The organism is Brevibacillus ginsengisoli (assembly GCF_050113715.1).
GTDB lineage: Bacteria > Bacillota > Bacilli > Brevibacillales > Brevibacillaceae > Brevibacillus_H > Brevibacillus_H ginsengisoli.
The window spans coordinates 310,846-335,784 of record NZ_JBNJQR010000005.1; the positions used below are offsets into that span (position 1 = coordinate 310,846).

Below are 24,939 nucleotides of genomic sequence, written 5' to 3' on the forward strand. Positions count from 1 at the left end.
AAGATTCTGATGGCATATCGTCCATTATCGGAGCAGGATGCGGTTGAGTATGTGCGTCAATTGCCTGGGCTTTTCGAAGCGGATGCGAGGCTGACTAGTTCAGAAATCGGCGACGGCAACTTAAATCTGGTGTTTCATATCCGGGATGAAGAACATCTTAAAAGCGTGATCGTCAAGCAAGCTTTGCCTTACGCTCGGGTAGTAGGGGAATCGTGGCCGTTAACATTGGATCGGGCGCGGATCGAGAGTGATGCCTTGCACATTCAAGGGAAACTGGTCCCAGACCTGGTGCCGCAGGTTTATCATTTTGATAAGGAATTGGCGCTTACCGTCATGGAGGACTTGAGTGATCATATCATTATGCGCAAGGGCTTGATCAGCGGGGAGCGTTATCCGCAGTTCGCCAAGCATATTGGGCGTTTCCTGGCCGAGACCCTGTTCTTTACTTCTGATTTGGGGATCCATCCGTACGAGAAAAAGGCGTTGGTTTCCAAATTCATCAATCCTGAGCTTTGTAAAATAACCGAAGATTTAGTATTTACAGATCCTTATGAAAAATGCGATACAAACAATTTCAACCCATTGATTCAACGAGATGTGGAGACGATCTGGGCCAACGGATTGTTGAAACGTGAGATAGCCAAATTGAAATTTGGGTTTTTAACTCGCGCGGAGGCTTTATTGCATGGGGATTTGCACACAGGCAGTATCTTCGTAACCGCGACAAGCACCAAAGTCATCGACCCGGAATTCGCTTACTACGGTCCAATTGGCTTTGATATCGGGCAAGTGATCGCGAACCTGTTGCTCAACTATGCTGGACAGCAAGGCTTGCAAAAGACTGAAGAGGATCTTCAAGCGTATCGCCACTATCTGTTGGAGACGGTTGAGAACGTGTGGCAGGAGTTTGCTTACAACTTCGTGCAACTCTGGCATAAACAGGCCAAAGAGCGGAGTGCCCGTGTGGAGGATTTCTGGCAGGAATATCTGGCCCAAGTTCTCCAGGATGCCGTAGGTTACGCAGGCTGCGAAGTTCTCCGCCGCGTGATTGGTTTGGCGGGTGTCGCCGACCTGAATACCATTGAGAATCAGGAAGTACGCGCGAATGCCGAGCGTCTGGCGCTTGAGATTGGGAAAACGCTGGTTTTACAGCGGACGTCTGTGAAAGCAGCTACGGATATTAGCGAAATCGTCAGCAATCTGACTACAGAGTCACATCAGGAGGAAGCGGTATGACAACGTCAACAAGACTAACCCCTGTTCGCTGGGCAGACGATCATCTGGAACTACTGGATCAAACCAGACTTCCGCTCGAAACGATTTATCTGCAACTAACCGAGGTTGAACAGGTGTGGGAATCGATTCGACATTTGCAAGTGCGCGGGGCACCGGCGATCGGGATGACCGCAGCGTATGGTTTATACTTGGGAATCCGTCATTCGAAAACGGATAGCTTCGAGGGGTTCTGGGAGGAGCTGAATCAGCAAGCGGATTATCTGGCCACTTCCAGGCCAACAGCCATCAATCTGGTATGGGCGTTGGAACGCTTGAAAACCAAGGTACAGGACAACGCGGGCCTGACCATCCCACAGATCAAACAAATCATCCTCGACGAAGCAATCGCCATCCAGGCGGAGGATGAGCGGGTATGCAAACAAATCGGCGAGAATTTACTGACGTTGTTGCAGGATGGAATGGGAATCTTGACACACTGCAATCCGGGAGCGCTTGCCACTGCCGCATACGGTACGGCGACTGCGCCACTCTATCTGGCGAAGGAGCGAGGCTGGGATTTACAGGTGTATGCGGATGAGACTCGCCCCGTACTGCAAGGTGCTCGCTTGACGGCTTTCGAGCTGCAACAAGCCGGCATTGACGTGACACTCATCTGTGACAATATGGCGGCGATGGTCATGGCGCAAGGGAAGGTTCAAGCCGTCATCGTGGGTACAGATCGAGTGGCGGCGAACGGAGATGTCGCTAACAAAATTGGCACGTACGGAGTGGCTGTTCTCGCACAAGCGCACGGAATTCCCTTCTATGTAGCGGCGCCGCTCTCCTCTATCGATCTTGGCACCGCAACGGGCGAACAGATTCCAATCGAAGAACGTCCGATTGAAGAAGTGACACAAGGTCTTGGCAAACAGGTGGCACCGAATGGCATCAAGGTCTACAATCCGGCTTTCGATGTTACGCCAGCGCGTTATATCACGGCCATAGTGACAGAGACTGGCATTTATAAACCAGAGCAAATTAAATCGGTGCAAAAATAAAAGACAAGCGAGTTGGACCCATTCCCTAAACATTTTTTGATGTAGGGGAATGGGTCCTTTTTGTATAATATAGGAAATAAAGTTTGGGTTTTCATTGTTAATAGGGGGGATGATCAATGGATTACGAGAAGGCATTCGAACAATATATAGAAGCCACTAATTCTCATGATTTCAACAATGTGAGAAAGCTGCTACACGAAAAGGCGGTTTATTGGTTTTCCAATAAGACTTGTACAACGTTAGGCGAAATTCAAAGTTATTTCGAAAACTCGTGGGACGTGGTTCAAGAAGAAGTTTATTCCGCGAGAGATGTCCAGTGGCTTACAGCAGACGAAACTTCAGCAACGTGTATTTATACCTATCATTATCAGGGTTATCACAAGGGGGAATTCGTTTCAGGAAGTGGAAGGGCAACGAATATCTTCACTAAAGTGGATGGGGGAGAATGGAAGCTGATTCACGAACATCTCAGTAGTCTCTGATCGGATGAAGAACGTCCTCTTCACTCAAAAATGGAAGTCCTTATCGTGGAGGGCTTCCATTTTGTTTGGTTGGATTCAAGTATCAGGAGTCAAGCTTTTCTTTAATCTCATCCATCTGGTTTTTGTTCATGCCGCCTTTTATTAACATGGAAATCAGCTTGGATTGAGAATCATCTTGAAGTAGTTGTTTGAAAAGGAGAAGGAATTGATTCAATTCTTCATCCGTATAAGATCTTCCCGATCCCTGTGCGGCCTGTTGGAATACGCTCTTAATGGCATCATCATCGTTTTGTTTATCGAGCGGAAAATTCTTAATAAGATCGATAAGTGCGTCAAGGTCCATCTAGATTCACTCCCTTCGAATTAGATTCTCATTCGATCAACTGGACTTGCGTTAGGAATAATCTCGAATCGTCTCATACATGGTCTTATCCTCTAAATCCAAAAAGATATAATCGTCCGGTCTGAAGTTGGCTTCAATGATCCAAACCTTTCCTTGATTATCGAGGCAGAGATCGTAGCCGACCATGCGGATTTGAAAATGCTGGGCAAGTCGCTCTGTTGCCAGTAACGCTACGTGATCCAATTCGGCTAAAAGGGCCTGCTCTGGAAGCGCCTGTAAGGAGGGGGAACGTTGAAGCACTGTCTCAACAGGAAGGATGACGGCTCCGAGATTGACATTGGTTATGGCATAGCCACTGTCCGCCAACTTGGCCAGTTTTCCTGTCACCACCCATGGAGAATCTACTTTCCGTTGAACCATGACCCGAATGTCAAAGGGACGGTGGTCGACCTGGGCCAAAGGAATCCGATGTTGAATGATATAGCTTTCACTTAGAACGTCCATTACTTCTTTAATTGGGATGAATGAAGCAAAATCCTTAATAATTTCCTTCGTTAAATAGGAGAAGAGGTCGTCCCTTGTGATGACTTGTTTCTCCAATTTTATTTGAACCTCAAAATGATCGTTCCCTAAGGATGACACGATCATGACGCCTACTCCTCCGCTGGCTGCCGCAGGTTTCAAAATGACACTCTCATATACGGCTAGCAAATCACGCAAATTCTGCTCCGACATCAACCGCGTCTCCGGTAAATAGGAGCGAATCCGCATATCTTCATTTAGAATTGAGTACCTCTCCCATTTGCTCATTCTCGTATCAAGCCCCCATTAGGAACAATTCCCTACAGTATATCCCAGCAGGTAAGATAAGGTTCTTAAGCAGCGACAAAGACACGATGATCATTTTTAAGTGGAAGATGTGTGCACGGGAGAACCTCAATTATTCATAAGATATGAAGTGTAAGAAATTTGGAAGCTCGCTCGAGTAGGGACTGGATTGGAGGTCCGCATGAAAAAAACAACACAGTTAAAGCAGCTTATTCAATCCCCAGAAATTGAATTTCTAATGGAAGCGCATAATGGTTTATCAGCCAAAATAGCCGAAGAATGCGGCTTCAAAGGGATCTGGGGAAGTGGTTTATCCATCTCAGCTTCCCTGGGAGTGAGGGATAACAATGAAGCTTCCTGGACTCAGGTGCTGGATGTTTTAGAGTTTATGAGTGACGCGACTACGGTTCCTATATTGCTGGATGGGGATACGGGCTATGGAAACTTCAACAACGCGAGAAGATTGGTAAAAAAGTTGGAGCAAAGAGGCATAGCGGGTGTATGTATTGAAGACAAACTTTTTCCCAAAACCAATTCATTTATCAAAAGTGAGGTTCAGCCGCTCGCCAATATGAATGAGTTCTGCGGCAAAATCAAGGCGATGAAGGACAGTCAAACAGATGAAGATTTCGTCGTTGTGGCACGAGTGGAAGCATTTATAGCGGGTTGGGGTTTGGAGGAAGCATTACGAAGAGCGGAGGCTTACCGGCAAGCGGGAGCAGATGCTATACTCATGCACAGTAAAAGGACGGATATCACGGAAATTGAGGCATTTATAAAAGAATGGAATTCCAGGCATCCCGTTGTGATTGTCCCCACCAAATACTATGCGACACCCACAGAAAAATTTGAGGAAATGGGTGTAAGCGCCGTCATTTGGGCGAACCACAACCTGAGATCCTCGATTGTCGCTATGCGGCAAACGTCGCAGCAAATCTTTCACCAGAGAAGCCTTTTGCATGTGGAAGAAAAACTGGCGCCGCTGGATGAAGTTTTTCAGCTGCAACAAGCTGACGAATTAAAAGAAGCAGAAAAGAAGTATCTCCCGAAAGGCAACGATCCGGAGAGTCTTGGATAAAAGGGATGATGAAATGGTATTGAACACGAAGCTGTTTGGTGATGAACTGAACAAGCGAGGCTTTCAGTTTTACTGTGGGGTTCCCTGTTCATTTCTAAAGGATTTTATTAACTATGCTAAAAATGAGTGCAATTATGTGGGGGCAACCAATGAGGGAGAAGCGATAGCCATTGCGGCCGGAGTAGCATTAGGAGGAAAAAAGGCGGTTGTCTTGATGCAAAATTCCGGTTTGACCAACGCTGTTTCCCCGTTGGTGTCACTGAACGATCCTTTTCGCCTGCCTGTTCTGGGTTTCGTCAGCCTGAGGGGGGAAGAGGGAATTCAGGATGAGCCGCAGCATGAATTAATGGGCCAGATGACGACACAGCTGTTGGATTTAATGCGGATCAAATGGGAGTTCCTTTCAAGCGATATGGAGGAAGCCAAGCAGCAGCTTGATCGGGCGAATGTGACTATCGAGGAGAATCAATCCTTTTTCTTTGTCGTAAAACACAAAACGTTTGAAAAGATCAAGCTTGCCAAACAAGAGTCCTTATCAAACCGCAATATTCTCAAAATATCAAAAAATGAACAAGATCAGGTTCCGACGCGCTATGAAGCCTTGTCGGTTATTAACGCCCTAAAAGACAGCCAAACGGTCCAGCTTGCCACCACCGGAAAGACGGGACGAGAACTGTATGAGATTGAAGACGCTGTTAACAATTTGTACATGGTTGGTTCCATGGGGTGTGTCAGTTCTCTTGGACTTGGCCTGGCTCTTGCGGCAAAGGATAAACAGATCGTCATCATCGACGGAGACGGCTCCTTGCTGATGCGTATGGGAAGTTTGGCTACGAACGGGTACTACAGTCCAGACAACATGCTTCATATTCTGCTGGATAATAATGTTCATGATTCGACGGGCGGACAGAGTACCGTATCCAATATTGTTCATTTCGTGGAGATTGCCGCCGCGTGTGGCTACGTGAAATCCATTTATATTCACAGCCTGGAAGAATTGAAAGAAGCGATTCGAGCGTGGAAACAGACACAGGGACTGACTTTTCTCTATCTGAAAATTGCAAAAGGCTCATTTGAGCAACTTGGTCGCCCGAAAGAAAAACCGTATGAGATAAGAGAACGGTTGCAGAAGTTTGTTGGAGAATGATCTTGGAGTCATCGGCTATCCTTCGAAAGGAAGATGCCTCATGAGAGCAAAAGATAAATGGTCCAAATATTTACTCCTAAAACGTTCTCGACATTTAACGCATTACATGCCGGAGACGCGGTGGATGACGCGCAAAGCTTTTTGGAGAATGCTCAGCAAATATGGCCAAGTGATTCTGAAGCCTGTCAATGGCAGTGGCGGGGCTGGTGTGATCAAGGTATCTTCGTTGGGAAACCACTATTATCACATACACAGTGAGAATCGAAAGGTAATGGTAAAAGGGAAAGATATGATGTTCCATAATTTGATTAGTAAAATGAGGTCCTTGGCGTATATGGTTCAACGCTATATTCCCCTCGCCAAAATCAACAATCGCCCGTTTGATATGCGGTTCATTGTGCAACGTAAAAGGGATTCCAATCATTGGAATATAACCGCTAAAGCTGCAAAAGTAGCAGGCAAAGGCTACATCGTCACCAACAATACAAGGAGTAAAGGTAAGATGATGCACGTTCGGGCCGCCTTGAAAAAGTCTTCTCTCAAGGGTCGGTCTCACCGGATGATCCTGTCCAATCTTAACAGTGTCGCGTTAATGTCAGCGTATCGGCTAATGGCGGCGTTTCCAGCCCATCGCATTTATGGAATGGATATGGGACTGGACAAAAATGGCCGTCTATGGATCATTGAAACAAATCATTTTCCTGCCATCTCCCATTTCCGTAAACTGGGGAATAAAGCCATGATTCGTCGTATTCGGGCATATAAATACGGGTAAGCAATGAAGCCGGTTGCATTCTTCCGTTGGTGCAGCTGGCTTTTGGTGTGCCTGGAGAGCTCAAGCGACTTGCTTGTTTAGGAGCTTCTCGACTATACAAGCTTAATCTCTATAAAAAAGGAAAAGGAATCGGTTTATCATGATAAACCGATTCTTTTTCCATCCATGCGTAAGCCCAGAAAAGAGCTTCGTCCACTTATAGCCTCCTTGGAAGTGATACTCAGGTAAGGAAAGAAGAAAGGGAAGATAGTCGCCACCCAACCCCGCAGGGGCGCGAAGCGTTTGGCGACGTCCCTTTCGGATTGACTGACCGGACTTTGCTGCTTCTCTGCGAACTTCCACAGAGCGTGAAGGGGACGAAGCTCTTTTCTCCCTTGCAGAAAACACACAAAAGTGCTAAATTTCAATAAAATAAAGTTTAACTGTCAATTTTTTACGTGACTTTTTACATATTGGATGGTGATCAAGATGCAAGGAATTCCGCTCTCTTACAATGCAGAGTTGAGAGTGCTCTCTTTTTCAGATGCTCACGCGATGTTTGAACTGGTTGATTCAGGGAGACACTACCTTCGGGAGTTTCTGCCGTGGGTGGATCAATCCAGGGATTCTCATGATACGGCTCAGTTTATTCAAGCGACCATTCATCAGCGTGAACGGAATCAAGGCATTCACTATGGAATCTGGTTTAGAGGCTTATTTGCAGGGACGATTGGTGTACATAGCATCAACTGGTCAAACCGTAATACAAGTATTGGATATTGGCTGGGAGAACAATTTCAAGGAAATGGTCTCATGACGGCTTCTGTTCGGGAGTACATAAACCAGCTTGTCTTTGGTACATGGAACTTGAATCGGGTCCAAATCAATGCGGCCATTCAGAATCATAAGAGCAGGGCGATACCCGAACGCCTGGGCTTTCAGATGGAGGGAATCCTCCGCCAAAATGAGTTTCTTAATGATCACTATGTAGATCATGCAGTATATGGCATGCTGGCAGATGACTGGCGAAAAATCAAAGCAAAAAGCTATTGAAAAAAGCTGGATTCACAAGAAAAGTCAAGAAATCCAAGACATCATAGGATAAAATGGTTTCATCTTAGGCATTCACCTTTGCCTGTTGGCTGGTGAATGCCTCGTTTTTACACGTGAAGGGTTGCTTGCGAGAGGAGAGATACGGTGGATACGTTTCGGCAATTAGGCTGGTTTTTTCGTACATATTGGAAGCGTTATGCAGTGGGGATATTCATTTTATTTATCATTGATGTTCTGCAATTGATTCCACCTAGACTAGTGGGAAGTACGGTTGATCATATGCGGCTTGGGACAATGACTCAGCCGATATTAATTCAGACTATTGCGATTTTGCTGGGGGTAGGAGTCAGCCTTTATGGATTGCGATATATGTGGCGGTTTTTATTGTTTGGCGGATCGCTTATTTTGGAGCGTACGTTGCGTGAACGATTGTTTGGTCAGCTCACAAGAATGTCGCCTTCTTTCTTTCATCGGAGACGGACAGGGGATTTGATGGCTGTAGCGACCAATGATATTCCGGCGATTGAGAATACGGCCGGGATGGGTGTGTTGACATTAGTGGACTCTTTTTTCATGACACTGCTTGCCTTTGGCACGATGATGATCTCCATCGATTGGAGATTGACGCTGGCCGCCTTGATCCCGATGCCTTTTCTGGCGTGGGCGACCGCTTACTACGGCAAGTTGCTGCATGAACGCTATTTTCTTGCGCAGCAAGCGTTTGGTCATATGAATGATCATGTGCAGGAGTCGATTACGGGTGTGCGTGTTCTTCGGGCCTTTGTCCAGGAGAAAAAGGACATTGATGCCTTCACCCAGGTAAGCGAAGAGACCCTTGAACGCAATGTGAGTGTCGCGAAAATTGATGCCCTATTTGAGCCGACCATTTCCATTATCATCGGATTCAGCTTCTTGATCGGATTAGGCTTTGGGTCCATTCTGGTGTTTTACAGCCAGATCTCTTTGGGGGATTTGGTCGCTTTTAATCTGTATCTCGGGTTGTTAATCTGGCCAATGTTTGCCTTTGGCTGGCTGATGAACATTATGCAACGAGGGAGTGCGTCACTGAAGCGACTGCAGGAGTTGCTTACGGAGGTTCCCGATGTGCAGGACGCGCAAGCCGCGGCCACTACTCTCTCTAACAGCAACATTCAAGCGAATCATCTGACGTTCTATTATCCGAATACAGAACGCCCTGCTTTAGTTGACGTCAGCTTCGAGTTAAAAGCAGGCGAAACGCTTGGGATCGTAGGCAAAACGGGAAGCGGTAAATCAACGTTATGCCGCAGCTTGTTGCATCAGTATCCTTTACCGGATAACAGCCTGTTTGTCTCGGGAAGTCCCATTGAACAGATTAGTCTCTCTACGCTTCGGGAAAAAATCGCGTATGTTCCCCAAGAGCATATTCTTTTTTCGCGTTCAATTGAAGCAAACGTGGCGTTTGGCAAGTCGGAAGCAACAACAGAGGATGTACTTGATGCTCTTCGCCTAGCTGAGATGGCGCAGGATTTGCAACAGTTCTCGGAAGGAATTCATACAGTGGTCGGGGAGAAGGGCGTTATGCTGTCAGGCGGTCAAAAACAGCGGATTTCGATTGCCAGAGCCCTGCTGCTGGATGCCGAGATTTTGATTCTGGACGATTCCTTATCGGCAGTAGATGCGAGGACAGAAGAAAAGATTTTACAGCATTTGCGTGAAGAGCGTACGCAAAAGACAACCATTATTACCGCCCATCGTCTCTCGGCTGTCCAGCATGCCAATCAGATTCTGGTTTTGGATGAAGGTCAGATTGTGGAACAAGGAACACACGAGCAGTTGATGGAAGCAAATGGCTGGTACGCTGACCAATATCGCCGCCAACAGCTGGAAGAGGTTCTTGCGGGAGGGAGGGAATAGCCGATGAAAGGATCATCCGTAATACGACGGTTAATTGGATACGCCCGACACTACCAAAAAAGCATCTGGATCGCGCTCTTTCTATTAATATTGGGAACAGGTGCGGAGCTTGCGGGCCCTTTTATCGCGAAGATTGCCATTGACGACCACATCCTCAGCATTCAAAAGCGTTGGTACGCCTATTCACAACAACCCGCGGGGAATGAGGAGGCCTCACGTGTGGTTCAAATCGGATCTTCCTATCTGATTCGTGAGGATTGGCTAAGTCCGGGCGGCCAACAGGCACAAGGTCAGCTCCGACAGGTAATCGCTGAAGGCAAGAACTACTACCTGATTGAGGGCGAGCTGCCAAAGGAAGGTCAACGAGTCATTACACCGAGCGCTGTAGATCCTCACGGGAGACAGCTTGTGACGGTGGTGGTTCAGAACGGGAATGATCGAATCGAGCGAAAAGGAGAGCAATTATCAGCCGATGAGGTGTTATCGCTTTATCGCAATGATTTTTCTCCGTTACTCTGGCTGTTCGGGGGCTATGCTATGCTGATTGTGGCTTCTGCGGGAATCAACTACGTCCAGTTAATCTCCTTGCAAACCACAGCGCAGCGCATTATTCAACGCATGCGAATCGATTTGTTTGCTCATTTGCAGAAGCTTCCGGTGTCGTTTTTTGATCGTACGCCGGTTGGCTCACTGGTATCACGGGTGACGAATGATACGGAAGCGATACGAGAGATGTACGTCAGTGTGTTGGCAACATTCGCCCAAAATGGGGTTTATTTAATCGGAATCTTAATCGCTTTGTTTCTTTTGCAGCCGAAATTGGCGATGTTCTGTTGCCTTGCATTACCGATACTGACTGTCTTGGTGATCGTTTATCGGATGTATAGCTCCAAAGCTTATGCCCTGATTCGCGCGCGGTTAAGCGACATGAATGCCATGCTGAATGAAATGATTCAAAACATGGTAGTTGTGCAGGCGTTTCGTCGGGAAAAAGGTGTGTCCCAAGAGTTTAATCAGCTGAATAACGAATATTTCGAAGGTCGGATGAGAGAAAACAAGCTGGAGGCGCTACTGCTGCGACCCGCCGTTGATTTCGTGTATAATTTGACGCTTACACTAATTATCTGGTACTTCGGTTCCGCATCCTTTGACGGGTTTGTTTCGTTCGGGATCTTGTACGCCTTCATTGATTACATGGGCAGATTTTTCGAACCGATTAATATGATCATGCAGCGATTATCACAATTGCAGCAGGCGATTACCGCATCGGAACGTGTATTTGCGGTGCTGGATGAACCCACGATTGCGGCGAAGGAAGAGACGAATTTTCCAAGGCCACAAGGGAGAGTGGTGTTCGACAATGTTTCCTTTGGCTATAACGACCAAGAAACTGTTCTGCGAAATGTTTCCTTTACAGCGGAGCCTGGGCAGACGGTCGCGTTGGTTGGTCACACTGGTTCGGGAAAAAGCTCGATTATGAACCTTTTGCTTGGTTTCTATGAAATTAAAGAAGGAAAAATCACCATCGACGGTCAAGACATGAGTAAAATAAAGCCCGAGGTACTCCGCGAGCATGTAGGGCTGGTTTTGCAGGATCCATTCCTGTTTACCGGAGATATTTCGTTTAACATTCGCTTGTATAATGAACAAGTGACGAATCAACAAGTACTGGAAGCAGCTCAGGCTGTGCGAGCGGATGAGTTTATCCGTCAATTGCCCCAAGGCTATCAAGAGCCGGTTGTGGAGCGAGGAGCGACGCTTTCGTCTGGACAACGTCAGTTAATCTCCTTCGCCCGCGCGTTGGCGCATAATCCAGCGATTCTGATTCTCGATGAGGCGACGGCCAACATCGACAGTGAAACAGAATCAGCAATCCAGGAGGCCCTCTACGTCTTATCCAGCGGACGGACGACCTTCATGATCGCCCACCGCTTGTCGACCATCCAGCACGCTGATCAGATTCTAGTTCTCTCACGAGGAGAAATCATTGAACGGGGAAACCACGAAGAATTAATGGCGAACGGCGGTTTGTATTACAAAATGTATCAGCTTCAGCTAGGTCAAGTTGCCGAGCGAGTGGATGTGTAAAAGAGAGGAGAAACATCATTCATGCAGTCATCACGATATACCATCTGGACGTTAGTCGGCATTGTTTGTATTGCCGGGATGAATCAGGGATTAACTCTGCCGCTACTAGCGATATTACTGGAGGAACAGGGAGTTTCATCGATTGCCAACGGACTGAATGCGGCCGCGATGTACTTTGGGATCATACTCGTTTCTCCGTGGCTGGAAGTTCCACTCCGCAGATTGGGCTACCGAAGTACGCTCCTGCTTGGGTTGCTGATTATGACCGTTGCAACGATTTGTCTGCCATTTCTACACGGATTAACGATCTGGTTTGTCCTGCGTATGCTCATGGGAATCGGGGATTCGATCCTGCACTATTCCAGCCAAATGTGGGTAGCTGCGATTACGCCGCCTGAGCGAAGGGGAAGGGACTTGTCCATTTACGGGTTGGCTTATGGCGTAGGTTTTAGTATTGGACCGCTTGGGATCAATTTGTTGCAGGTCGGGTTGTGGGCTCCTTTTATGACGTTAAGTCTATTTGCGGTCATCGCCTTTGGGTTGGTCAATCGTTTGAAGAACGCCTATCCTCCTCCTGTCGAGCAGATCGCCAAAGGCCAAAACCGTTATGTCCTCGTTGTTAAACTGGCCTGGCTCGCTTTGCTTCCGTCCTTCCTGTATGGGTTTATGGAATCGTCGCTTAACGGAAGCTTTCCCATCTATGCGCTCCGCATCGGGCTATCCGCAGAGTGGGTTTCGATTATTTTACCCTCGTTTGTGGTGGGCAGCTTAGTTCTACAGCTTCCGTTAGGGACATTAAGTGATCGGATTGGCCGCCAAAAGGTGATGATTCTCTGTGCCATTGCCGGAGGACTTGCGATGATGTTGATCCCGTTAGCCGAAGCCAATGTTTGGTTGATTATGGGCTTGCTCGCGCTTTCTGGAGCAGCAGTTGGTTCTTTTTACTCGTTAGGACTGGCGTTTGCTTCCGATATTCTTGCTGAGGGGATGATCCCGACTGCCGGAATCATCGCTGGCGTGAACTTCAGTATTGCCAGTATCATGGCTCCCAATGTGAATGGAGTCTTTATCGATTACGGTACACCTGGATGGATGTTCTATCTGATCGGCGCTTTGCTTCTTTCGTTTAGTTTGGCGGGGTTATTTTTTCGGTCCAAAACCAAACGGTTGCCAGCCAGTTCCGAGACGATCGCTTCCTAATGACTAGTGTTGACAGGATGGGGTATGAGATTTTCCTTTCGAGGAATAGTAGCAGTAGTAACCAAGAGACAGGCAGGTGAGACTGTTGCTTACACCGTCTTCAGTCAAGCGTGGCGTCATTTGGATTTTGTTTTTTGTCGCCAGTTTTTTTAGCATGAGATATTTGGGATAAGAACCAGAGAAGGGAGAAGGACTCCCTTCTTTTTTTGTTGGACTATCGAGTTTTATTTGATCAATAAATTTAATTATGTCGGAATAAACGAAAAATTCATACTTTTACAAGGGTAGGTGTTGAGATAGAATAGACAGAGAATAGAGACAACTGATCAGGGGGGACATGCAGCGTGATCATTCAAGTTACGGATCTTCATAAATATTATGGAAAACTCGAAGTATTAAAAGGCATCACCACCCAGATTGAAGAACGTGAAGTCGTCTGTGTCATTGGTCCGTCCGGTTCTGGTAAAAGTACGTTTCTGCGTTGTCTCAATCAATTGGAGGACGTGACCAGCGGCAAGGTTGTTATTGATGGATACGATATCACGGATCCCAAGACAGATATTAATAAGGTACGAGAAGAAGTGGGGATGGTGTTCCAACGCTTCAACTTGTTTCCGCATAAAACGGTTTTGGAGAATGTCATGCTCGCTCCGATAAAGGTCAGAAAAGTGGCCGCTGAAGAAGCGCGCAAAAGAGGACTGGAGTTGCTTGAGAAGGTAGGACTAAAAGACAAGGCTGATGTTTACCCGGATCGCTTGTCTGGCGGTCAGATGCAGCGGGTGGCGATCGCTCGTGCGTTAGCGATGAATCCAAAAGTCATGCTGTTCGACGAGCCGACTTCGGCCCTTGATCCGGAATTGGTGGGAGAAGTGTTAGCCGTCATGAAGAACCTGGCCAAAGAGGGAATGACCATGGTCGTGGTTACGCATGAGATGGGATTTGCCCGTGAAGTAGGCGATCGTGTCATTTTCATGGATGGAGGGTATATCGTGGAAGAAGGAAAGCCCGATCAGTTTTTTGCCAACCCGAAGAATGAGCGTTTGCGTTCTTTTTTGAAGAGAATTTCAGGATAATCGAAACGAAAAGGACTCCGCAGTATGCGCGGAGTCCTTCCTTTCGCGTAAGCCCGCTAGAGAAAAGACTTCGTCCACTCGAAGTCTTTTCTCACCTCACCTTCCCCTGCTCAAGCAATTTACTCACAGTTACAAATTTATACCCCCTGGACTTCAGGTCAGTAATGAGCTCTTGCAGGGCTTTAATCGTTTGCCGCTGATTGAGTCCACCATCATGAAACAAAAGGATATCGCCCGATCTTGTATGGGATTTCACGCTTTCGGCGATCACAGCAGCCGTACGCCGCAAGGACCAATCACGAGGATCTACCGACCAATGAACAAGATCGTAACCAGACGCTTGTACGGCATTGGTGACATCATGCGTGACTACACCACCTGGAGGGCGGTAATATTGGGGGAGGATACCGGTTTGTCGCCAAATGGATTTTTCCGCACGTTTAATATCGTCGTAAATCTCCTGCTCCGTCAATCGATGTAAATCATGATGGTAATATCCGTGACTGCCAATCTCATGACCCGCTTTTTTCACCCAGCGGATAATTTTGGGGAATTTGTCCACTTGAGATCCCAGCACAAAAAATGTGGCCGGAACCCCGTTTTTATGCAATGTCTCCAGAATTAAAGGAGTGTACGTGGGATCAGGGCCGTCATCAAAGGTAAGGGCGATGACTTTTCGCTGCGTATCAATGCGATGAATGGGTTCAAACGAAGCTTTACTGCCCCAAGCGGTTGGAGACCAGTATAGGAGAGCGCTTATGGTAACGAGAATCATGACAAGCCTGCGCAAGGTGCTAGGACACTCCTTTCTGTTCCAAATATCCTAACCATAGGTTCACCGTTATTGAGGGATTCATGCCTGTAAAATCTCACGCCCGGAATGTGTTACAATAGAAGCTAATTTACGTACGATAAGGAGAGATTAATGTTGGAAGTAAGCGGCATCTTGCATAGCCTAACCCATACCTATCATGGCAAAACCCAACCTGTTGATTACTATTTGCAAATAAATGAAGATCGCGTTCCACTAAACGAGTGGCTTGGACAAGAAATTTCGGTCGCTTATCTTGGGCAGAAGAACTGTATCGCTTGTGGACGCAAAACCAATAAGACCTTTAACAGCGGTTATTGCTATCCCTGCTTTACGAGCCTGCCAGAAAACGACTTGTGTATCGTCAAGCCTCATGAGTGCCACTACGATCAAGGAACCTGTCGGGATAACAGCTTCGGTGAAACTCATTGCATGATCCCACACTATGTCTATCTCGCTGTTTCCAGTGACGTGAAGGTTGGATTAACCCGCAAAAACAATCAATTGAAGCGTTGGGTTGATCAAGGCGCCATTCGCGCGATTCCCATTGCTGAGTTGCCGACACGCAAAATGGCCGGGGAGCTTGAAGTACATTTAAGCCAATACTTGCCGGACAAAACCAACTGGCGCAAAATGCTCAAAGGTGACGTCAAAGAGGTGGATTTACGCAATCTTCGCGATGAAGTATACGAGTTTTTTCCAGAACAGTTCAAACCATATCAATTGAAAGAAGACGAATGGGTGGATATAGCCTATCCCATCTTGGAAACCTTGGATAAAATCAATTCAATCACGTTGGACAAGCAGGAAACCATCACCGGCAAGCTGCTTGGTGTGAAGGCGCAATACCTGATCTTGGACACTGGAGTATTTCAAGTACGCAAACACGCTGGCTATCATGTGCGGATAACGTTATAAGAGTTGAGTCACACTGAGACAACAGTTCCTAAAGATCAAGGGGAGGTTGTTGCAGATGGCGAAGAAGCAAAGCGTACCTGTAAAAAGCCGAGTGGAATATCAAGGGGAGTTGACGGGGACATTGGCCGAGACAGCGGATCTGGATGATCTAGGAATGTCCTATAGCCCGATTCAGGCGATGTGGCAGGTCAACCCCGAAGAGGAAGAATCGCCTCGCGATAAACATGAGTTACCAATTGAATAGAATAAATTTTTAAGTCGTTGAAATGTCAAACATTCAACGGCTTTTCTTCATTTATCCAAATAAGTTAGTGATATAATAATCAGAAAATTTCACTTTCTGATTGGAGTTGAGATTATGAGGTTACCATCTTTATATAGTTTTTATCGAGTTCATTTTGGTTACCCAAAATCCGACAAAAAACATTTTGCGTTAGCAATTCGGGACACATATCCTGTTTTGTCAGAAGCCTTTAAAAAGCATCGAGAATTAAGCGTTATTGAATATAAAGAAAGAGAATATGCAAGACAATTAACTGTAGGATTTCTAAATATGTTTAACCATTTAGCTTATAGTAACTATGAGTTACCCTTTGAGGCGTTAAGCTATGAAATGAATTCAATTAGTATTTCGAAGGACTTACTACTTAGTTCCAAAAGATTAGATATTGATTTTTATTACTTGTACGATGTGAAAAACAGGAAAATTATATTTTTGGAATTCGGAAAGTTAGATGAAGTTCGATACTGGTTTCAGGTTTTCAAAACACTAATCTCAAACTTTAAGCTTGCGTTTGGTATTCCGAATATTGACACTATCGTGTGCTGGGATTTGTTAAGGGGTACCATTTATGAGACCAGTTATTCTCCTGTTGAGGAAGCTAACTATACAAAGGTTTTAGAAACAGCTAAAAGGATTGTATCCACTTAGCACTCTAATATATTGCAATCGATCGCAAGAATACATAAGCTATTTGTAGCATAAATTTACATCTTAGTTGAAAAGAGGACTCAATCTATGACAGTAAAAGCCTATTTGTACGATAAATGCGGAACCTGCCGCAAAGCCAAGCAATGGTTGAAAGAGGAGAATATCGCTTTTGATGAAATTCCAATTGTAGAGGCCCCGCCGTCCAAAGAAGAACTGCGCCGTATCTGGAAAAGCAGCGGGCTTGATCTGAGAAAAATGTTCAACACCAGCGGACAGTTTTATCGGGAGTTGCAGCTAAAAGACAAGCTTCCGAACATGAGTGAAGACGAGATGCTGGAATTGCTTGCGTCTAACGGCAAGCTGATCAAACGCCCGTTGATCGTCGGAGATAATCGAGTAACGGTTGGTTTCAAAGAAGACGAGATGAGTGTCTGGAGGAATCAATAGATGAGTCCACGTCATCCATCCAAACGATTGAATCACTTAAGTTCAGCCATCTTTACCGAGATGGCTGGACGCAAACAAGAGATTGCGAAAAAAATGTCGGTGATCGATCTGGGAATAGGAAGTCCTGACAAACCTCCCGCCGAGTATCTGAGAGAAGCGTTGGCAAACGCGGTTCTTCGTCCAGACAGTTACGGTTATCCCGGTTCGGAGGGGTCCGCGCGTTTTCGTGAACAGGTAGCGAAGTGGTATCAGTTTCGTTTTGGGGTTGAGCTTGATCCGAAGACGGAAGTCCATTCCTTAATGGGATCGCAGGATGGCTTAGCGCATATGGCATTGGCTTGGGCCGATCCAGGAGATGTCGTACTGGTACCTGACCCAGGCTATCCGATCTACGCTGGAAGTGTGCATCTTGCGGGAGCCGAGTTGTACCCAATGCCGCTTCGCGCGGAAAATGATTACTTGCCCGACCTGGAGGCCATTCCTCAGGAGATTCGGCAACGCGCTAAACTCATGATTCTCAATTATCCGAATAATCCCATTTCGGGGGTTGCGACACTTTCTTTTTTTGAGAGAGTCGTCTCTTTTGCCAAACAACACGACATCATCGTCGTACATGATCTCGCCTACTCGGAGATGGCATTCGACGGGTATCGACCGCCCAGCTTCTTGGAAGCGGCGGGGGCAAAGGATGTCGGGGTGGAATTCAATTCCTTCTCCAAAAGCTTCAACATGGCCGGCTGTCGGATCGCCTATGTGGTGGGGAATCAGGAGATCATTCATCCGCTTGCGGTCGTGAAATCGAACATAGATTATGGGGTGTTCAACCCGGTGCAGGAGATGGCCATCAAAGCGCTGGAAGCTGACATGTCAGGAGATTATTCTAATCAGACGAGCAGCATTTATCAAGAACGGCGAGATGTGTTGCTTGCTTCCCTCGAGAAAATCGGATGGAAGATCGAACCTCCCAAAGCGACTATGTTTGTGTGGGCGCCTATTCCAGAGGGCTGGACGTCTCGTGAATTTGCTTTTGCCTTGCTGGAGCGAGCGGGTGTAGTCGTGATCCCAGGCAACGCGTTCGGGGATGAGGGAGAAGGCTATGTGAGAATTGCCCTTGTTCAGGACCCGGATGTACTCGTAGAAGTAGCCAATCGCATCGAAGCTAGTGGTTTATTGGTCGATAAGAATTTATAAAAATTCTTATTGATCCAAGTGCAACTAAGGCTCTACCGGCGCCAGAGGCTTGGCATCGTCAAGTTTTCTATGAGAAAATAAGTATTCTTGCAACCCGGAGTATAAAGGCGAGAGGCAGAGGGTAGACTTTCAACTGGCGATACTCCGATCCTAATAAAAATTATTACTACATTATATTGACTATAAACTGGCTGTTTTGATATGATGTAGATTGTAAACAAGTTACTTAAACTCTAGGGAGGTTGTTACATATGACACAACGTTTAATTGGCGCACCAGCTCCAGATTTTACTTTAGAGACAGCTTTGGGAAATGGTAAAGACTTCGGTAAAGTATCTCTTTCCGATTACAAAGGCAAATGGTTAGTGCTTTTCTTCTATCCACTTGACTTCACTTTCGTATGCCCAACAGAAATCATCGCTCTTTCTGATGCTATCGAAGATTTCAAAGATCTTGACGCAGAAGTTTTGGGTGTATCTGTTGACTCTATTCACTCTCACCGCGCATGGATCAACACTCCTCGCGACCAAAACGGTCTTGGCGGCTTGAACTACCCACTCGCTGCTGACTTTAACAAAACAACTGCTCGCGCATACGGCGTTCTTGATGAAGAAGCGGGTGTTGCATTCCGCGGATTGTTCATCATCGATCCAGAAGGCGTTCTTAAATATCAAGTAGTAAATGATCTGAACATTGGTCGTTCTAACGACGAAACTCTTCGTGTTCTTCAAGCTCTTCAATCCGGTGGTCTTTGCCCAGCGAACTGGCGTCCAGGCCAAAAACACTTGGTAGCGAAGTAAGAGCGGATCAATCTCCGACAATACTCACATGCAAGAAATGAAAAGGATCTAACAATGTTAGGTCCTTTTTTACCCATCTTCGGGTGTATAATATTTCCAAACGCTTTTCTATAGATTTGGGTTCTGTGTAGTTGCCATTCACCTATAAAAGGAGATGTTCCGATGCGCTTACGTGAAGAATTGCCTGATTTCCCCGGGATTACAGAATGGGTTAACGGACAAGTAACGAAGGCTGATCTGGCTGGAAAGCCTGTACTTGTTCATTTCTGGTCAGTTAGCTGCTATATGTGCAAAGAGTCACTTCCCCAAATTAATGAATGGCGCGATAAATATGCGGACAATGGGTTGAGGGTGATTGGCATTCATATGCCCCGCTCCGAGGCTGACACCTATATCGAAACGATCAAGGAAACGATTGCTCAATACGAGTTGACTCATCCAATTGCGATTGATAATGAAATGACGACAACCGATGCCTTCCAAAATGAGTTTGTGCCTGCCTATTATCTGTTTGATGAAAGCCTTCAGCTTCGTCATTTCCAGGCTGGTGAGAAAGGTTTGAACCTGGTAAAAAAACGTTTACATCGAATTTTGGAAATCGAAGAGGAAAACTAGAATGTTTGTCCAATACTTAGAAGATAATCATCAACAGACTAATTAGGAGGAGTTTAAGAGATGGAATTTCCAAAAGAGCTTCGATACAGCGAAGAGCACGAATGGGTACGTGTAGAAGGTAACAAGGCATATATCGGGATTACAGAATTCGCTCAATCCGAGCTAGGCGATATCGTTTTTGTTGAGTTGCCGGAAGTTGGCGCCACTCTGAAGCAAGATGAGCCATTTGGAAGTGTCGAATCCGTTAAAACTGTTTCTGAACTGTATGCGCCTATTAGCGGTAAAGTAGTTGAAGTTAATGGAGCATTAGAGAGCGAACCGGAATTGGTCAACTCCTCTTCCTACGATAAAGCGTGGATGATCGTGGTTGAAATGAGCGACACCAGTGAACTGGATAAACTTATGGATGCCGCTAAATACGAAGCGATGGTAAAAGAATAATTATTTATTCATCAAGAAAGCCGGATTATTCCGGCTTTTTTCTATTCAAAGGATTTTTGACGCATAGGTACTTCCAAATAGCATGTCTTTTGACATAAATGACCAGTATTTGCAATAGTCAGATAAATACTAGTCATTCCATTGGTTTTTCGATAATATAGTAGTACAGACTAGGGGATAGAGATGTTGGATGAAATGGTATCTTTTTAGACTAGCAGCCAGATGGGTTCTCCTTTACAATTTAATCAGATAAGTATGTCAGGAAACTTATCCTTTTCATTATTGTCGCTATACTCACTCGAGTAGAAAAAGCAAGAATCGAGTGTTGTTTACGAGGGGGAGGAAGATATTGATGAGCTTTTGTTGTGGAGCCAATATGATTGGTTCAATCGGCACTGTCCGCCATGACACGACGACTGTGCATAACGTCCCTATTATGTTTTGTCCTGTATGTAATCGCACGGATGTTCATCCTTATATTGAGGCTGAATATGAGATATTAGTAGAGTATGCCCAAGGAGATAAAGCGAGCGAAATCGATTTTAGTGACTTCGTAAGTGTTGACAATAAACAAGATTTATTCGAAAATTGTACAATGACTGATGAAGGCAGTTTCAGTGACGTATTGAAACAGCAAATCGACATTGCCCTTGATTTATTGGGTGTTGCCAAGCAATTGAATGATCAGGCGTGGAAGGATGCGCTTAAACATCGATTGCAAAGACTAAGCGAGCGTTTACGGGATTATAATAGACGAATAGAAGCATCAAGAAGAAGTGCATAACGTCGTGTGTAAGCGGTACTCCAATAGATGGAGTCCATCCTAGAGATTGTATGCATGTTTGGGAGGATTGTGCAGCATGTTTAATTTGCGAGGCGTTCATCATATTGCGCTTAATTGTCGTAACGTGATGAAGGTAGCTCACTTTTTCCAAGAAATCCTTGAAGTTCCCATCGATTTGGACCAAGTCGAAGGAGATGAGCCTATCTATTTTCATCTCGGGAGCCATACCCGAATCGGGCTTCATCATCGAGAAGACGACGGTAAGAATGGCGGAGGGCAAGTGGATCACATCGCCTTTTCAATCGGAACGAGAGACGAGTTGGATTATTTAGTCGATAAACTGGAAGCCAACAATATATGCTATCGTGGTCCAATGGAGCGTTCAACTAGCTTCAATCTCTACTTTGAATCACCTGATGGACACCATTTAGAGGTGCGTTTAGACCGAGATGAACAAGATGAATAGCCAAAAGAGCAGTTGAGTAATCAACTGCTCTTTTCTTTGTATGCTAGTCTCTCATTCCGTTTGCAGGGATCACAAAATAACTCCAAAACTCGCCGGTTCTGTCGACATCGGCTTCGATGGTTGGCTGCCCCGCTTTCTTAAAGACAAGATACCCTACGTTCTCAGTTCCGAATTCGACTTGATAGCCCGTCAAGTCAATGCCAAACACCTTTTTCACCATTGGCTTGGCTTTGGCGATCGCTTGTTCTTTCGTATAGAACCTTTTTTCGTCTTTTTGCGGGATTGGGGTCAGCTTTGCTTCGTTGGCTTGTCTTTTACCGTACATATAAATGTATCTGATTTTACCTGTCTTCGCTCCTACTTCTGCGACATAAAGGCCTCCTTTATCAGAGAAGCGCCATACATCGGATTGCCCGCTGGAAGTGTTGGAATAATTGTGCGCCGCGGAATCAGGGGCTACTGGTACTGGTTTTCCGCCATTCATCACCTGGAGTGCGTTCAAGCCCGCAGCTGCCGCTTTTTTGTCCCCTTGTGCGAAAGGATAGGTGATGGAAGTACCAACTACCTTGAGGGTGTCAGCATTGAGAATAACGTTCATGCCAGCTCCAGTCAGGGTCCACTCATGCCATTGCTGCTTACCAGATAAATTCTTCTCTTTCATAATGGTTTCGGCCGTAAAGGGTTTCTTCGAATCCAGACGATGAATGGCGTTGATCGCTGCCTCTTTCACAGCTGGAGACAATTCGTTCCACTTGTAAACGGCTTCGAGCCGCGTGATTTGTCCCGTCTGCTTGTTGATGGCAACTCGCCCTTTTCCATTTTTATTGTCCAAAAGCCAATCCGGACTAACATCCGTATCGATTACTTCATACAACTCCGCCTTTGAATCACCTAAGAAACGGCGCAGTTCCTCTTGTGCCGAAGCGATGATCTTCTTGTCCAGTTTAAGCTCATTAATTGTTAACTTTTTCTCAACTTTCGCAAGCCCCGCACTATTCAGCGCAGTTGAAGAAGACATGTTGACAGCTGCTGACTCCTGAGCCTTTGGGGTCAATTCTTTTGCGTTGACCAGCGAAATGGAAGAAATGGCGATAAGCGAGGCCAAGCCAAGTGTTGACCAGCGATACGATTTTTTCTGGAAACTTTTAATCATAAGTATTCTCCTTCTCAATTGTTTTTTGCCTCCCGATAGAGTAGCCAAACTGGGCATTGGACGGATGTTGGAATAATGCTCCAGAAGACTAATCACCGTATGGCCATAGAATTCTTTCTGTTCCATGCCGATAAAAGTAAGCGCAAGGGCATCGCAAGCTATTTCCTGATCTTCCCGCATCTTGTGATAGGCATACCACAAAAGCGGGTTGAACCAGTGGAGGATAAGTAAACCATTCATGAGCCAGTTGACGGCTACGTCTTTTCGTTTTACATGGGCTAATTCATGATAGAAAATGATCCGCAGCTGGTGGTCGTCTAACGTTCTTATGAGGGAATCTGGCAGTATAATTCGCGGACGGATAAACCCCAGAACGGCTGGACTTGATATTTTACCAGTAGGGACTAAAGGGATGGATTGCTTGATCGACATTGTTTTTTTGCACTGCGCTAGTAGATCGATCATTTTGGAATCTGTAAGAACAGGCCTCTGTTTGATCTGGCGATAAAACCGCCAATTTACGATAGCCGTGAGAATGCCGATACAGGCGACGCCCAATAGCCAGACATAAAATGCGAGCGCGTAAATTGAAAACGTTGCTGGAGTTTCTTCTTCCTTCGTCTCGGGAACTGAAGAAAGGGGCTCCTGTTTTACTTCTGAAACGCCACTCGGAACCAAATGCTGCTGAAGATCATGGTCAGGAGAAACAGCGGATGGGTAAGCGGGAACATCCGGTGTCTGCTGCAAGGTTTCACGAACGTAAGGAAGTAAATTATAGACGCTAAAGGAGCTTTCAGGCGCCCACGGCAGAAGCAATCTTACAATGATCACAAGCCATAGCATATAGTGCCATCTTGGCGAAAGTTTGTTCCTCAGGATCACTTTCACGAACAAGATGAGCCCCACCAAAACGCTCGCCATCATTGAAGCCTCTAGCAACCAATCGAAGAAGCTCAGCAGTAAGCTGCTTAGATGATCCATATCAATTGTCCTTTCTTCGGTCAGTTTTCAACTCCGCATCCGACTTCTCATCGAGAATGCGCCGAAGATCGTTAATATCGTCCGAAGATAGCTTTTGTTCCTGCAAGAAATTGACAAGCAAGGGCTTTATCGCTCCGCCATACAACCGTTTGAGGAAAGACTGCGTCTCGCTCTGCACATAGTCGGCTTGCGAAACCAGGGGATAATATAAATACGACTTGCCCGATTCCTGAAAGGCTATCGCATTTTTTTGCAACAATCGACTAATCAAGGTTCGGACAGTTTTTGGCTTCCAATCCGTCAATCCCTCGAGTGCCTCAATCACTTCATTCGCGGTTTGAGGGGATCGGGACCAAAGAATTCTCATCACTTCCCACTCAGCTTCGGATATAGTAGGCAATTCTTTCATTTTCCCAGTCGACTCCTTTCTCTAAGTTGAGATTACTGATGTAATCCAAAAATAGATTACAACAGTAATCCATCTGATGTCAACAATTTCCTGGTTCCGATTACCAAAAGACTGTCATACTCAGGAATGTAAATCCCTCATGCTGCAAACGAGGTTTGTCAAAAGATGATCACTCAACCTGACATATGATGACAAAGCTTCTGAAAGCTCGCCAAAGGATTCGACTCGCTTCCCACAGAACCTTCTGCAGTAGAAGAAAAGGAAGAACGGGGGAGACGGAAAGATGGTGGCGGGATCTATCCAAACATTGCTGCAGCAGTTTGTAGAGCGGGTCAATCGCAAAGCGTTTTTACGCATTGTCACAAAAAATTGGGTACGCAACATTGGGGTCATGGTCCAGGATCGCAATCAAGCATTCGCGCTTGTCTTCCGTGGAGAGGTAGCGGAGTACACGCCATGGCAGGAGCATGTAAAGTACGATGTAGTGATTCGCGGGAGGGAGCAGGATATTCGCTTGTTTTTCCAAGGAGACGAACTAACCTACCTGCATATTCGCCCAAGCATTGAAACGACTGGATCGATCCGAGATCAATTGAAAATGGATACGTTGATTCGCTTATCCGCCCGACAGGTTAGTTGACAATTCTGAATCAATTCCTTAGACTAAAAGACAATTCCAAAAGCAGTTAATAACCGTGAAGAAGATTAGTACACTTGGAGCGATTGTTGTAGAGAGTCGGTGTCTGGTGCAAACCGATACAATTACCATGTGGAATG

27 protein-coding genes and 1 other annotated feature (1 of these 28 only partly in view) are annotated in these 24,939 nt (G+C 46.0%); of the genes, 22 read left to right on the forward strand and 5 right to left on the reverse strand.

The features are described from left to right. Positions 1 to 9 precede the first annotated feature (9 nt). From mtnK to ACQCN2_RS12800, 3 genes are all read left to right on the forward strand, one after another. A complete protein-coding gene (mtnK, locus tag ACQCN2_RS12790; RefSeq protein WP_426929301.1) occupies positions 10 to 1,236 on the forward strand; it encodes an S-methyl-5-thioribose kinase in 1,227 nt (408 codons plus the stop codon). Then, the gene (gene mtnA / locus ACQCN2_RS12795) at positions 1,233 to 2,273 is read left to right on the forward strand and encodes an S-methyl-5-thioribose-1-phosphate isomerase (RefSeq protein WP_426929302.1); all 1,041 of its coding nucleotides are present in this window, start codon (positions 1,233 to 1,235) and stop codon (positions 2,271 to 2,273) included. The genes mtnK and mtnA overlap by 4 nt, the downstream gene beginning before the upstream one ends. A 116-nt stretch (positions 2,274 to 2,389) precedes the next feature. Then, positions 2,390 to 2,755, forward strand: a complete 366-nt coding sequence (locus ACQCN2_RS12800) for a YybH family protein (protein WP_426929303.1) — start codon at positions 2,390 to 2,392, stop codon at positions 2,753 to 2,755. Positions 2,756 to 2,837: 82 nt separating this feature from the next. On the opposite strand, the gene ACQCN2_RS12805 is transcribed toward ACQCN2_RS12800, so the two are convergent. Beyond that, positions 2,838 to 3,098, reverse strand: a complete 261-nt coding sequence (locus tag ACQCN2_RS12805) for a hypothetical protein (RefSeq protein ID WP_426929304.1) — start codon at positions 3,096 to 3,098, stop codon at positions 2,838 to 2,840. Positions 3,099 to 3,149: 51 nt separating this feature from the next. After that, entirely contained in the window at positions 3,150 to 3,908 is a 759-nt protein-coding gene (locus ACQCN2_RS12810) for a YheC/YheD family protein (RefSeq protein ID WP_426929305.1), read from the reverse strand. A gap of 199 nt (positions 3,909 to 4,107) precedes the next feature. Between ACQCN2_RS12810 and aepX the strand changes: the two genes are divergently transcribed. The 8 genes from aepX to ACQCN2_RS12850 all read left to right on the forward strand — a co-directional run bounded on the left by aepX (position 4,108) and on the right by ACQCN2_RS12850 (position 14,215). Next, a complete protein-coding gene (gene aepX / locus ACQCN2_RS12815) occupies positions 4,108 to 5,004 on the forward strand; it encodes a phosphoenolpyruvate mutase (RefSeq protein ID WP_426929306.1) in 897 nt (298 codons plus the stop codon). A 13-nt stretch (positions 5,005 to 5,017) separates the two neighbouring features. Next, positions 5,018 to 6,151: a phosphonopyruvate decarboxylase gene (gene aepY, locus ACQCN2_RS12820; protein ID WP_426929307.1), complete on the forward strand. Its 1,134-nt coding sequence runs from the start codon at positions 5,018 to 5,020 to the stop codon at positions 6,149 to 6,151. Positions 6,152 to 6,191: 40 nt separating this feature from the next. Then, positions 6,192 to 6,926: a YheC/YheD family protein gene (locus tag ACQCN2_RS12825; protein ID WP_426929308.1), complete on the forward strand. Its 735-nt coding sequence runs from the start codon at positions 6,192 to 6,194 to the stop codon at positions 6,924 to 6,926. A 468-nt stretch (positions 6,927 to 7,394) separates the two neighbouring features. Then, positions 7,395 to 7,958 (forward strand): GNAT family N-acetyltransferase, encoded by a 564-nt coding sequence (locus ACQCN2_RS12830; RefSeq protein WP_426929309.1) that lies wholly within the window; start codon positions 7,395 to 7,397, stop codon positions 7,956 to 7,958. A gap of 144 nt (positions 7,959 to 8,102) precedes the next feature. Further along, positions 8,103 to 9,854, forward strand: coding sequence for an ABC transporter ATP-binding protein (locus ACQCN2_RS12835; protein WP_426929310.1), 1,752 nt, complete (start codon positions 8,103 to 8,105; stop codon positions 9,852 to 9,854). Positions 9,855 to 9,857: 3 nt separating this feature from the next. Further along, positions 9,858 to 11,942 carry an ABC transporter ATP-binding protein gene (locus tag ACQCN2_RS12840; RefSeq protein WP_426929311.1) on the forward strand — a complete coding sequence of 695 codons (2,085 nt, stop codon included), beginning with the start codon at positions 9,858 to 9,860 and terminating at the stop codon, positions 11,940 to 11,942. Positions 11,943 to 11,963: 21 nt separating this feature from the next. Further along, positions 11,964 to 13,142, forward strand: a complete 1,179-nt coding sequence (locus ACQCN2_RS12845; protein WP_426929312.1) for an MFS transporter — start codon at positions 11,964 to 11,966, stop codon at positions 13,140 to 13,142. Between the two features lie 344 nt (positions 13,143 to 13,486). Next, entirely contained in the window at positions 13,487 to 14,215 is a 729-nt protein-coding gene (locus ACQCN2_RS12850) for an amino acid ABC transporter ATP-binding protein (RefSeq protein ID WP_426929313.1), read from the forward strand. 91 nt (positions 14,216 to 14,306) lie between these two features. Here the strand turns inward: ACQCN2_RS12850 and ACQCN2_RS12855 are convergent, their stop codons facing one another. Continuing rightward, positions 14,307 to 15,005 carry a polysaccharide deacetylase family protein gene (locus ACQCN2_RS12855; protein ID WP_426929314.1) on the reverse strand — a complete coding sequence of 233 codons (699 nt, stop codon included), beginning with the start codon at positions 15,003 to 15,005 and terminating at the stop codon, positions 14,307 to 14,309. 135 nt (positions 15,006 to 15,140) lie between these two features. Here ACQCN2_RS12855 and ACQCN2_RS12860 point away from each other — a divergent pair, with 135 nt between their 5' ends. The 10 genes from ACQCN2_RS12860 to ACQCN2_RS12905 all read left to right on the forward strand — a co-directional run bounded on the left by ACQCN2_RS12860 (position 15,141) and on the right by ACQCN2_RS12905 (position 21,619). Then, positions 15,141 to 15,944: a DUF2797 domain-containing protein gene (locus tag ACQCN2_RS12860; RefSeq protein WP_426929315.1), complete on the forward strand. Its 804-nt coding sequence runs from the start codon at positions 15,141 to 15,143 to the stop codon at positions 15,942 to 15,944. Between the two features lie 55 nt (positions 15,945 to 15,999). Then, a complete protein-coding gene (locus tag ACQCN2_RS12865; protein ID WP_426929316.1) occupies positions 16,000 to 16,188 on the forward strand; it encodes a hypothetical protein in 189 nt (62 codons plus the stop codon). Between the two features lie 114 nt (positions 16,189 to 16,302). After that, the gene (locus tag ACQCN2_RS12870) at positions 16,303 to 16,875 is read left to right on the forward strand and encodes a hypothetical protein (RefSeq protein ID WP_426929317.1); all 573 of its coding nucleotides are present in this window, start codon (positions 16,303 to 16,305) and stop codon (positions 16,873 to 16,875) included. 87 nt (positions 16,876 to 16,962) lie between these two features. Beyond that, complete coding sequence (locus ACQCN2_RS12875) at positions 16,963 to 17,322, forward strand: arsenate reductase family protein (protein WP_426929318.1); 360 nt, start codon at positions 16,963 to 16,965, stop codon at positions 17,320 to 17,322. After that, positions 17,323 to 18,513, forward strand: coding sequence for an aminotransferase class I/II-fold pyridoxal phosphate-dependent enzyme (locus ACQCN2_RS12880; protein WP_426929319.1), 1,191 nt, complete (start codon positions 17,323 to 17,325; stop codon positions 18,511 to 18,513). It begins immediately after the preceding gene. A gap of 251 nt (positions 18,514 to 18,764) precedes the next feature. Beyond that, entirely contained in the window at positions 18,765 to 19,313 is a 549-nt protein-coding gene (locus ACQCN2_RS12885; RefSeq protein ID WP_426929320.1) for a peroxiredoxin, read from the forward strand. Between the two features lie 162 nt (positions 19,314 to 19,475). Beyond that, complete coding sequence (locus tag ACQCN2_RS12890; protein ID WP_426929321.1) at positions 19,476 to 19,928, forward strand: redoxin domain-containing protein; 453 nt, start codon at positions 19,476 to 19,478, stop codon at positions 19,926 to 19,928. A gap of 60 nt (positions 19,929 to 19,988) precedes the next feature. Then, positions 19,989 to 20,369, forward strand: a complete 381-nt coding sequence (gene gcvH, locus ACQCN2_RS12895; RefSeq protein WP_426929322.1) for a glycine cleavage system protein GcvH — start codon at positions 19,989 to 19,991, stop codon at positions 20,367 to 20,369. Positions 20,370 to 20,721: 352 nt separating this feature from the next. After that, a complete protein-coding gene (locus tag ACQCN2_RS12900; RefSeq protein WP_426929323.1) occupies positions 20,722 to 21,153 on the forward strand; it encodes a hypothetical protein in 432 nt (143 codons plus the stop codon). Between the two features lie 76 nt (positions 21,154 to 21,229). Next, the gene (locus tag ACQCN2_RS12905; RefSeq protein ID WP_426929324.1) at positions 21,230 to 21,619 is read left to right on the forward strand and encodes a VOC family protein; all 390 of its coding nucleotides are present in this window, start codon (positions 21,230 to 21,232) and stop codon (positions 21,617 to 21,619) included. A 43-nt stretch (positions 21,620 to 21,662) separates the two neighbouring features. On the opposite strand, the gene ACQCN2_RS12910 is transcribed toward ACQCN2_RS12905, so the two are convergent. Together ACQCN2_RS12910 and ACQCN2_RS12915 are read right to left on the reverse strand one after the other, a co-directional pair. After that, positions 21,663 to 23,753, reverse strand: coding sequence for a M56 family metallopeptidase (locus ACQCN2_RS12910; protein WP_426929325.1), 2,091 nt, complete (start codon positions 23,751 to 23,753; stop codon positions 21,663 to 21,665). Position 23,754: 1 nt separating this feature from the next. Beyond that, the gene (locus tag ACQCN2_RS12915) at positions 23,755 to 24,162 is read right to left on the reverse strand and encodes a BlaI/MecI/CopY family transcriptional regulator (RefSeq protein WP_426929326.1); all 408 of its coding nucleotides are present in this window, start codon (positions 24,160 to 24,162) and stop codon (positions 23,755 to 23,757) included. A gap of 283 nt (positions 24,163 to 24,445) precedes the next feature. Between ACQCN2_RS12915 and ACQCN2_RS12920 the strand changes: the two genes are divergently transcribed. Further along, a complete protein-coding gene (locus ACQCN2_RS12920; RefSeq protein WP_426929327.1) occupies positions 24,446 to 24,802 on the forward strand; it encodes a hypothetical protein in 357 nt (118 codons plus the stop codon). 46 nt (positions 24,803 to 24,848) lie between these two features. Further along, positions 24,849 to 24,939: a binding site (T-box leader), on the forward strand; it runs 172 nt beyond the window's last position.

Excerpts from the sequence above, each read along its gene's own strand:
- ACQCN2_RS12885 (WP_426929320.1), top strand. The coding sequence starts at position 18,765 with ATGACACAACGTTTAATTGGCGCACCAGCTCCAGATTTTACTTTAGAG.
- ACQCN2_RS12860 (WP_426929315.1), top strand. The coding sequence starts at position 15,141 with ATGTTGGAAGTAAGCGGCATCTTGCATAGCCTAACCCATACCTATCAT.
- mtnA (WP_426929302.1), top strand. The coding sequence starts at position 1,233 with ATGACAACGTCAACAAGACTAACCCCTGTTCGCTGGGCAGACGATCAT.
- ACQCN2_RS12900 (WP_426929323.1), top strand. The coding sequence starts at position 20,722 with ATGAGCTTTTGTTGTGGAGCCAATATGATTGGTTCAATCGGCACTGTC.
- ACQCN2_RS12890 (WP_426929321.1), top strand. The coding sequence starts at position 19,476 with ATGCGCTTACGTGAAGAATTGCCTGATTTCCCCGGGATTACAGAATGG.
- ACQCN2_RS12840 (WP_426929311.1), top strand. The coding sequence starts at position 9,858 with ATGAAAGGATCATCCGTAATACGACGGTTAATTGGATACGCCCGACAC.
- ACQCN2_RS12800 (WP_426929303.1), top strand. The coding sequence starts at position 2,390 with ATGGATTACGAGAAGGCATTCGAACAATATATAGAAGCCACTAATTCT.
- ACQCN2_RS12920 (WP_426929327.1), top strand. The coding sequence starts at position 24,446 with ATGGTGGCGGGATCTATCCAAACATTGCTGCAGCAGTTTGTAGAGCGG.
- mtnK (WP_426929301.1), top strand. The coding sequence starts at position 10 with ATGGCATATCGTCCATTATCGGAGCAGGATGCGGTTGAGTATGTGCGT.
- aepY (WP_426929307.1), top strand. The coding sequence starts at position 5,018 with ATGGTATTGAACACGAAGCTGTTTGGTGATGAACTGAACAAGCGAGGC.
- aepX (WP_426929306.1), top strand. The coding sequence starts at position 4,108 with ATGAAAAAAACAACACAGTTAAAGCAGCTTATTCAATCCCCAGAAATT.
- gcvH (WP_426929322.1), top strand. The coding sequence starts at position 19,989 with ATGGAATTTCCAAAAGAGCTTCGATACAGCGAAGAGCACGAATGGGTA.
- ACQCN2_RS12825 (WP_426929308.1), top strand. The coding sequence starts at position 6,192 with ATGAGAGCAAAAGATAAATGGTCCAAATATTTACTCCTAAAACGTTCT.
- ACQCN2_RS12910 (WP_426929325.1), bottom strand. The coding sequence starts at position 23,753 with ATGGATCATCTAAGCAGCTTACTGCTGAGCTTCTTCGATTGGTTGCTA.
- ACQCN2_RS12905 (WP_426929324.1), top strand. The coding sequence starts at position 21,230 with ATGTTTAATTTGCGAGGCGTTCATCATATTGCGCTTAATTGTCGTAAC.
- ACQCN2_RS12810 (WP_426929305.1), bottom strand. The coding sequence starts at position 3,908 with ATGAGCAAATGGGAGAGGTACTCAATTCTAAATGAAGATATGCGGATT.
- ACQCN2_RS12870 (WP_426929317.1), top strand. The coding sequence starts at position 16,303 with ATGAGGTTACCATCTTTATATAGTTTTTATCGAGTTCATTTTGGTTAC.
- ACQCN2_RS12880 (WP_426929319.1), top strand. The coding sequence starts at position 17,323 with ATGAGTCCACGTCATCCATCCAAACGATTGAATCACTTAAGTTCAGCC.
- ACQCN2_RS12805 (WP_426929304.1), bottom strand. The coding sequence starts at position 3,098 with ATGGACCTTGACGCACTTATCGATCTTATTAAGAATTTTCCGCTCGAT.
- ACQCN2_RS12865 (WP_426929316.1), top strand. The coding sequence starts at position 16,000 with ATGGCGAAGAAGCAAAGCGTACCTGTAAAAAGCCGAGTGGAATATCAA.
- ACQCN2_RS12875 (WP_426929318.1), top strand. The coding sequence starts at position 16,963 with ATGACAGTAAAAGCCTATTTGTACGATAAATGCGGAACCTGCCGCAAA.
- ACQCN2_RS12845 (WP_426929312.1), top strand. The coding sequence starts at position 11,964 with ATGCAGTCATCACGATATACCATCTGGACGTTAGTCGGCATTGTTTGT.
- ACQCN2_RS12915 (WP_426929326.1), bottom strand. The coding sequence starts at position 24,162 with ATGAAAGAATTGCCTACTATATCCGAAGCTGAGTGGGAAGTGATGAGA.
- ACQCN2_RS12830 (WP_426929309.1), top strand. The coding sequence starts at position 7,395 with ATGCAAGGAATTCCGCTCTCTTACAATGCAGAGTTGAGAGTGCTCTCT.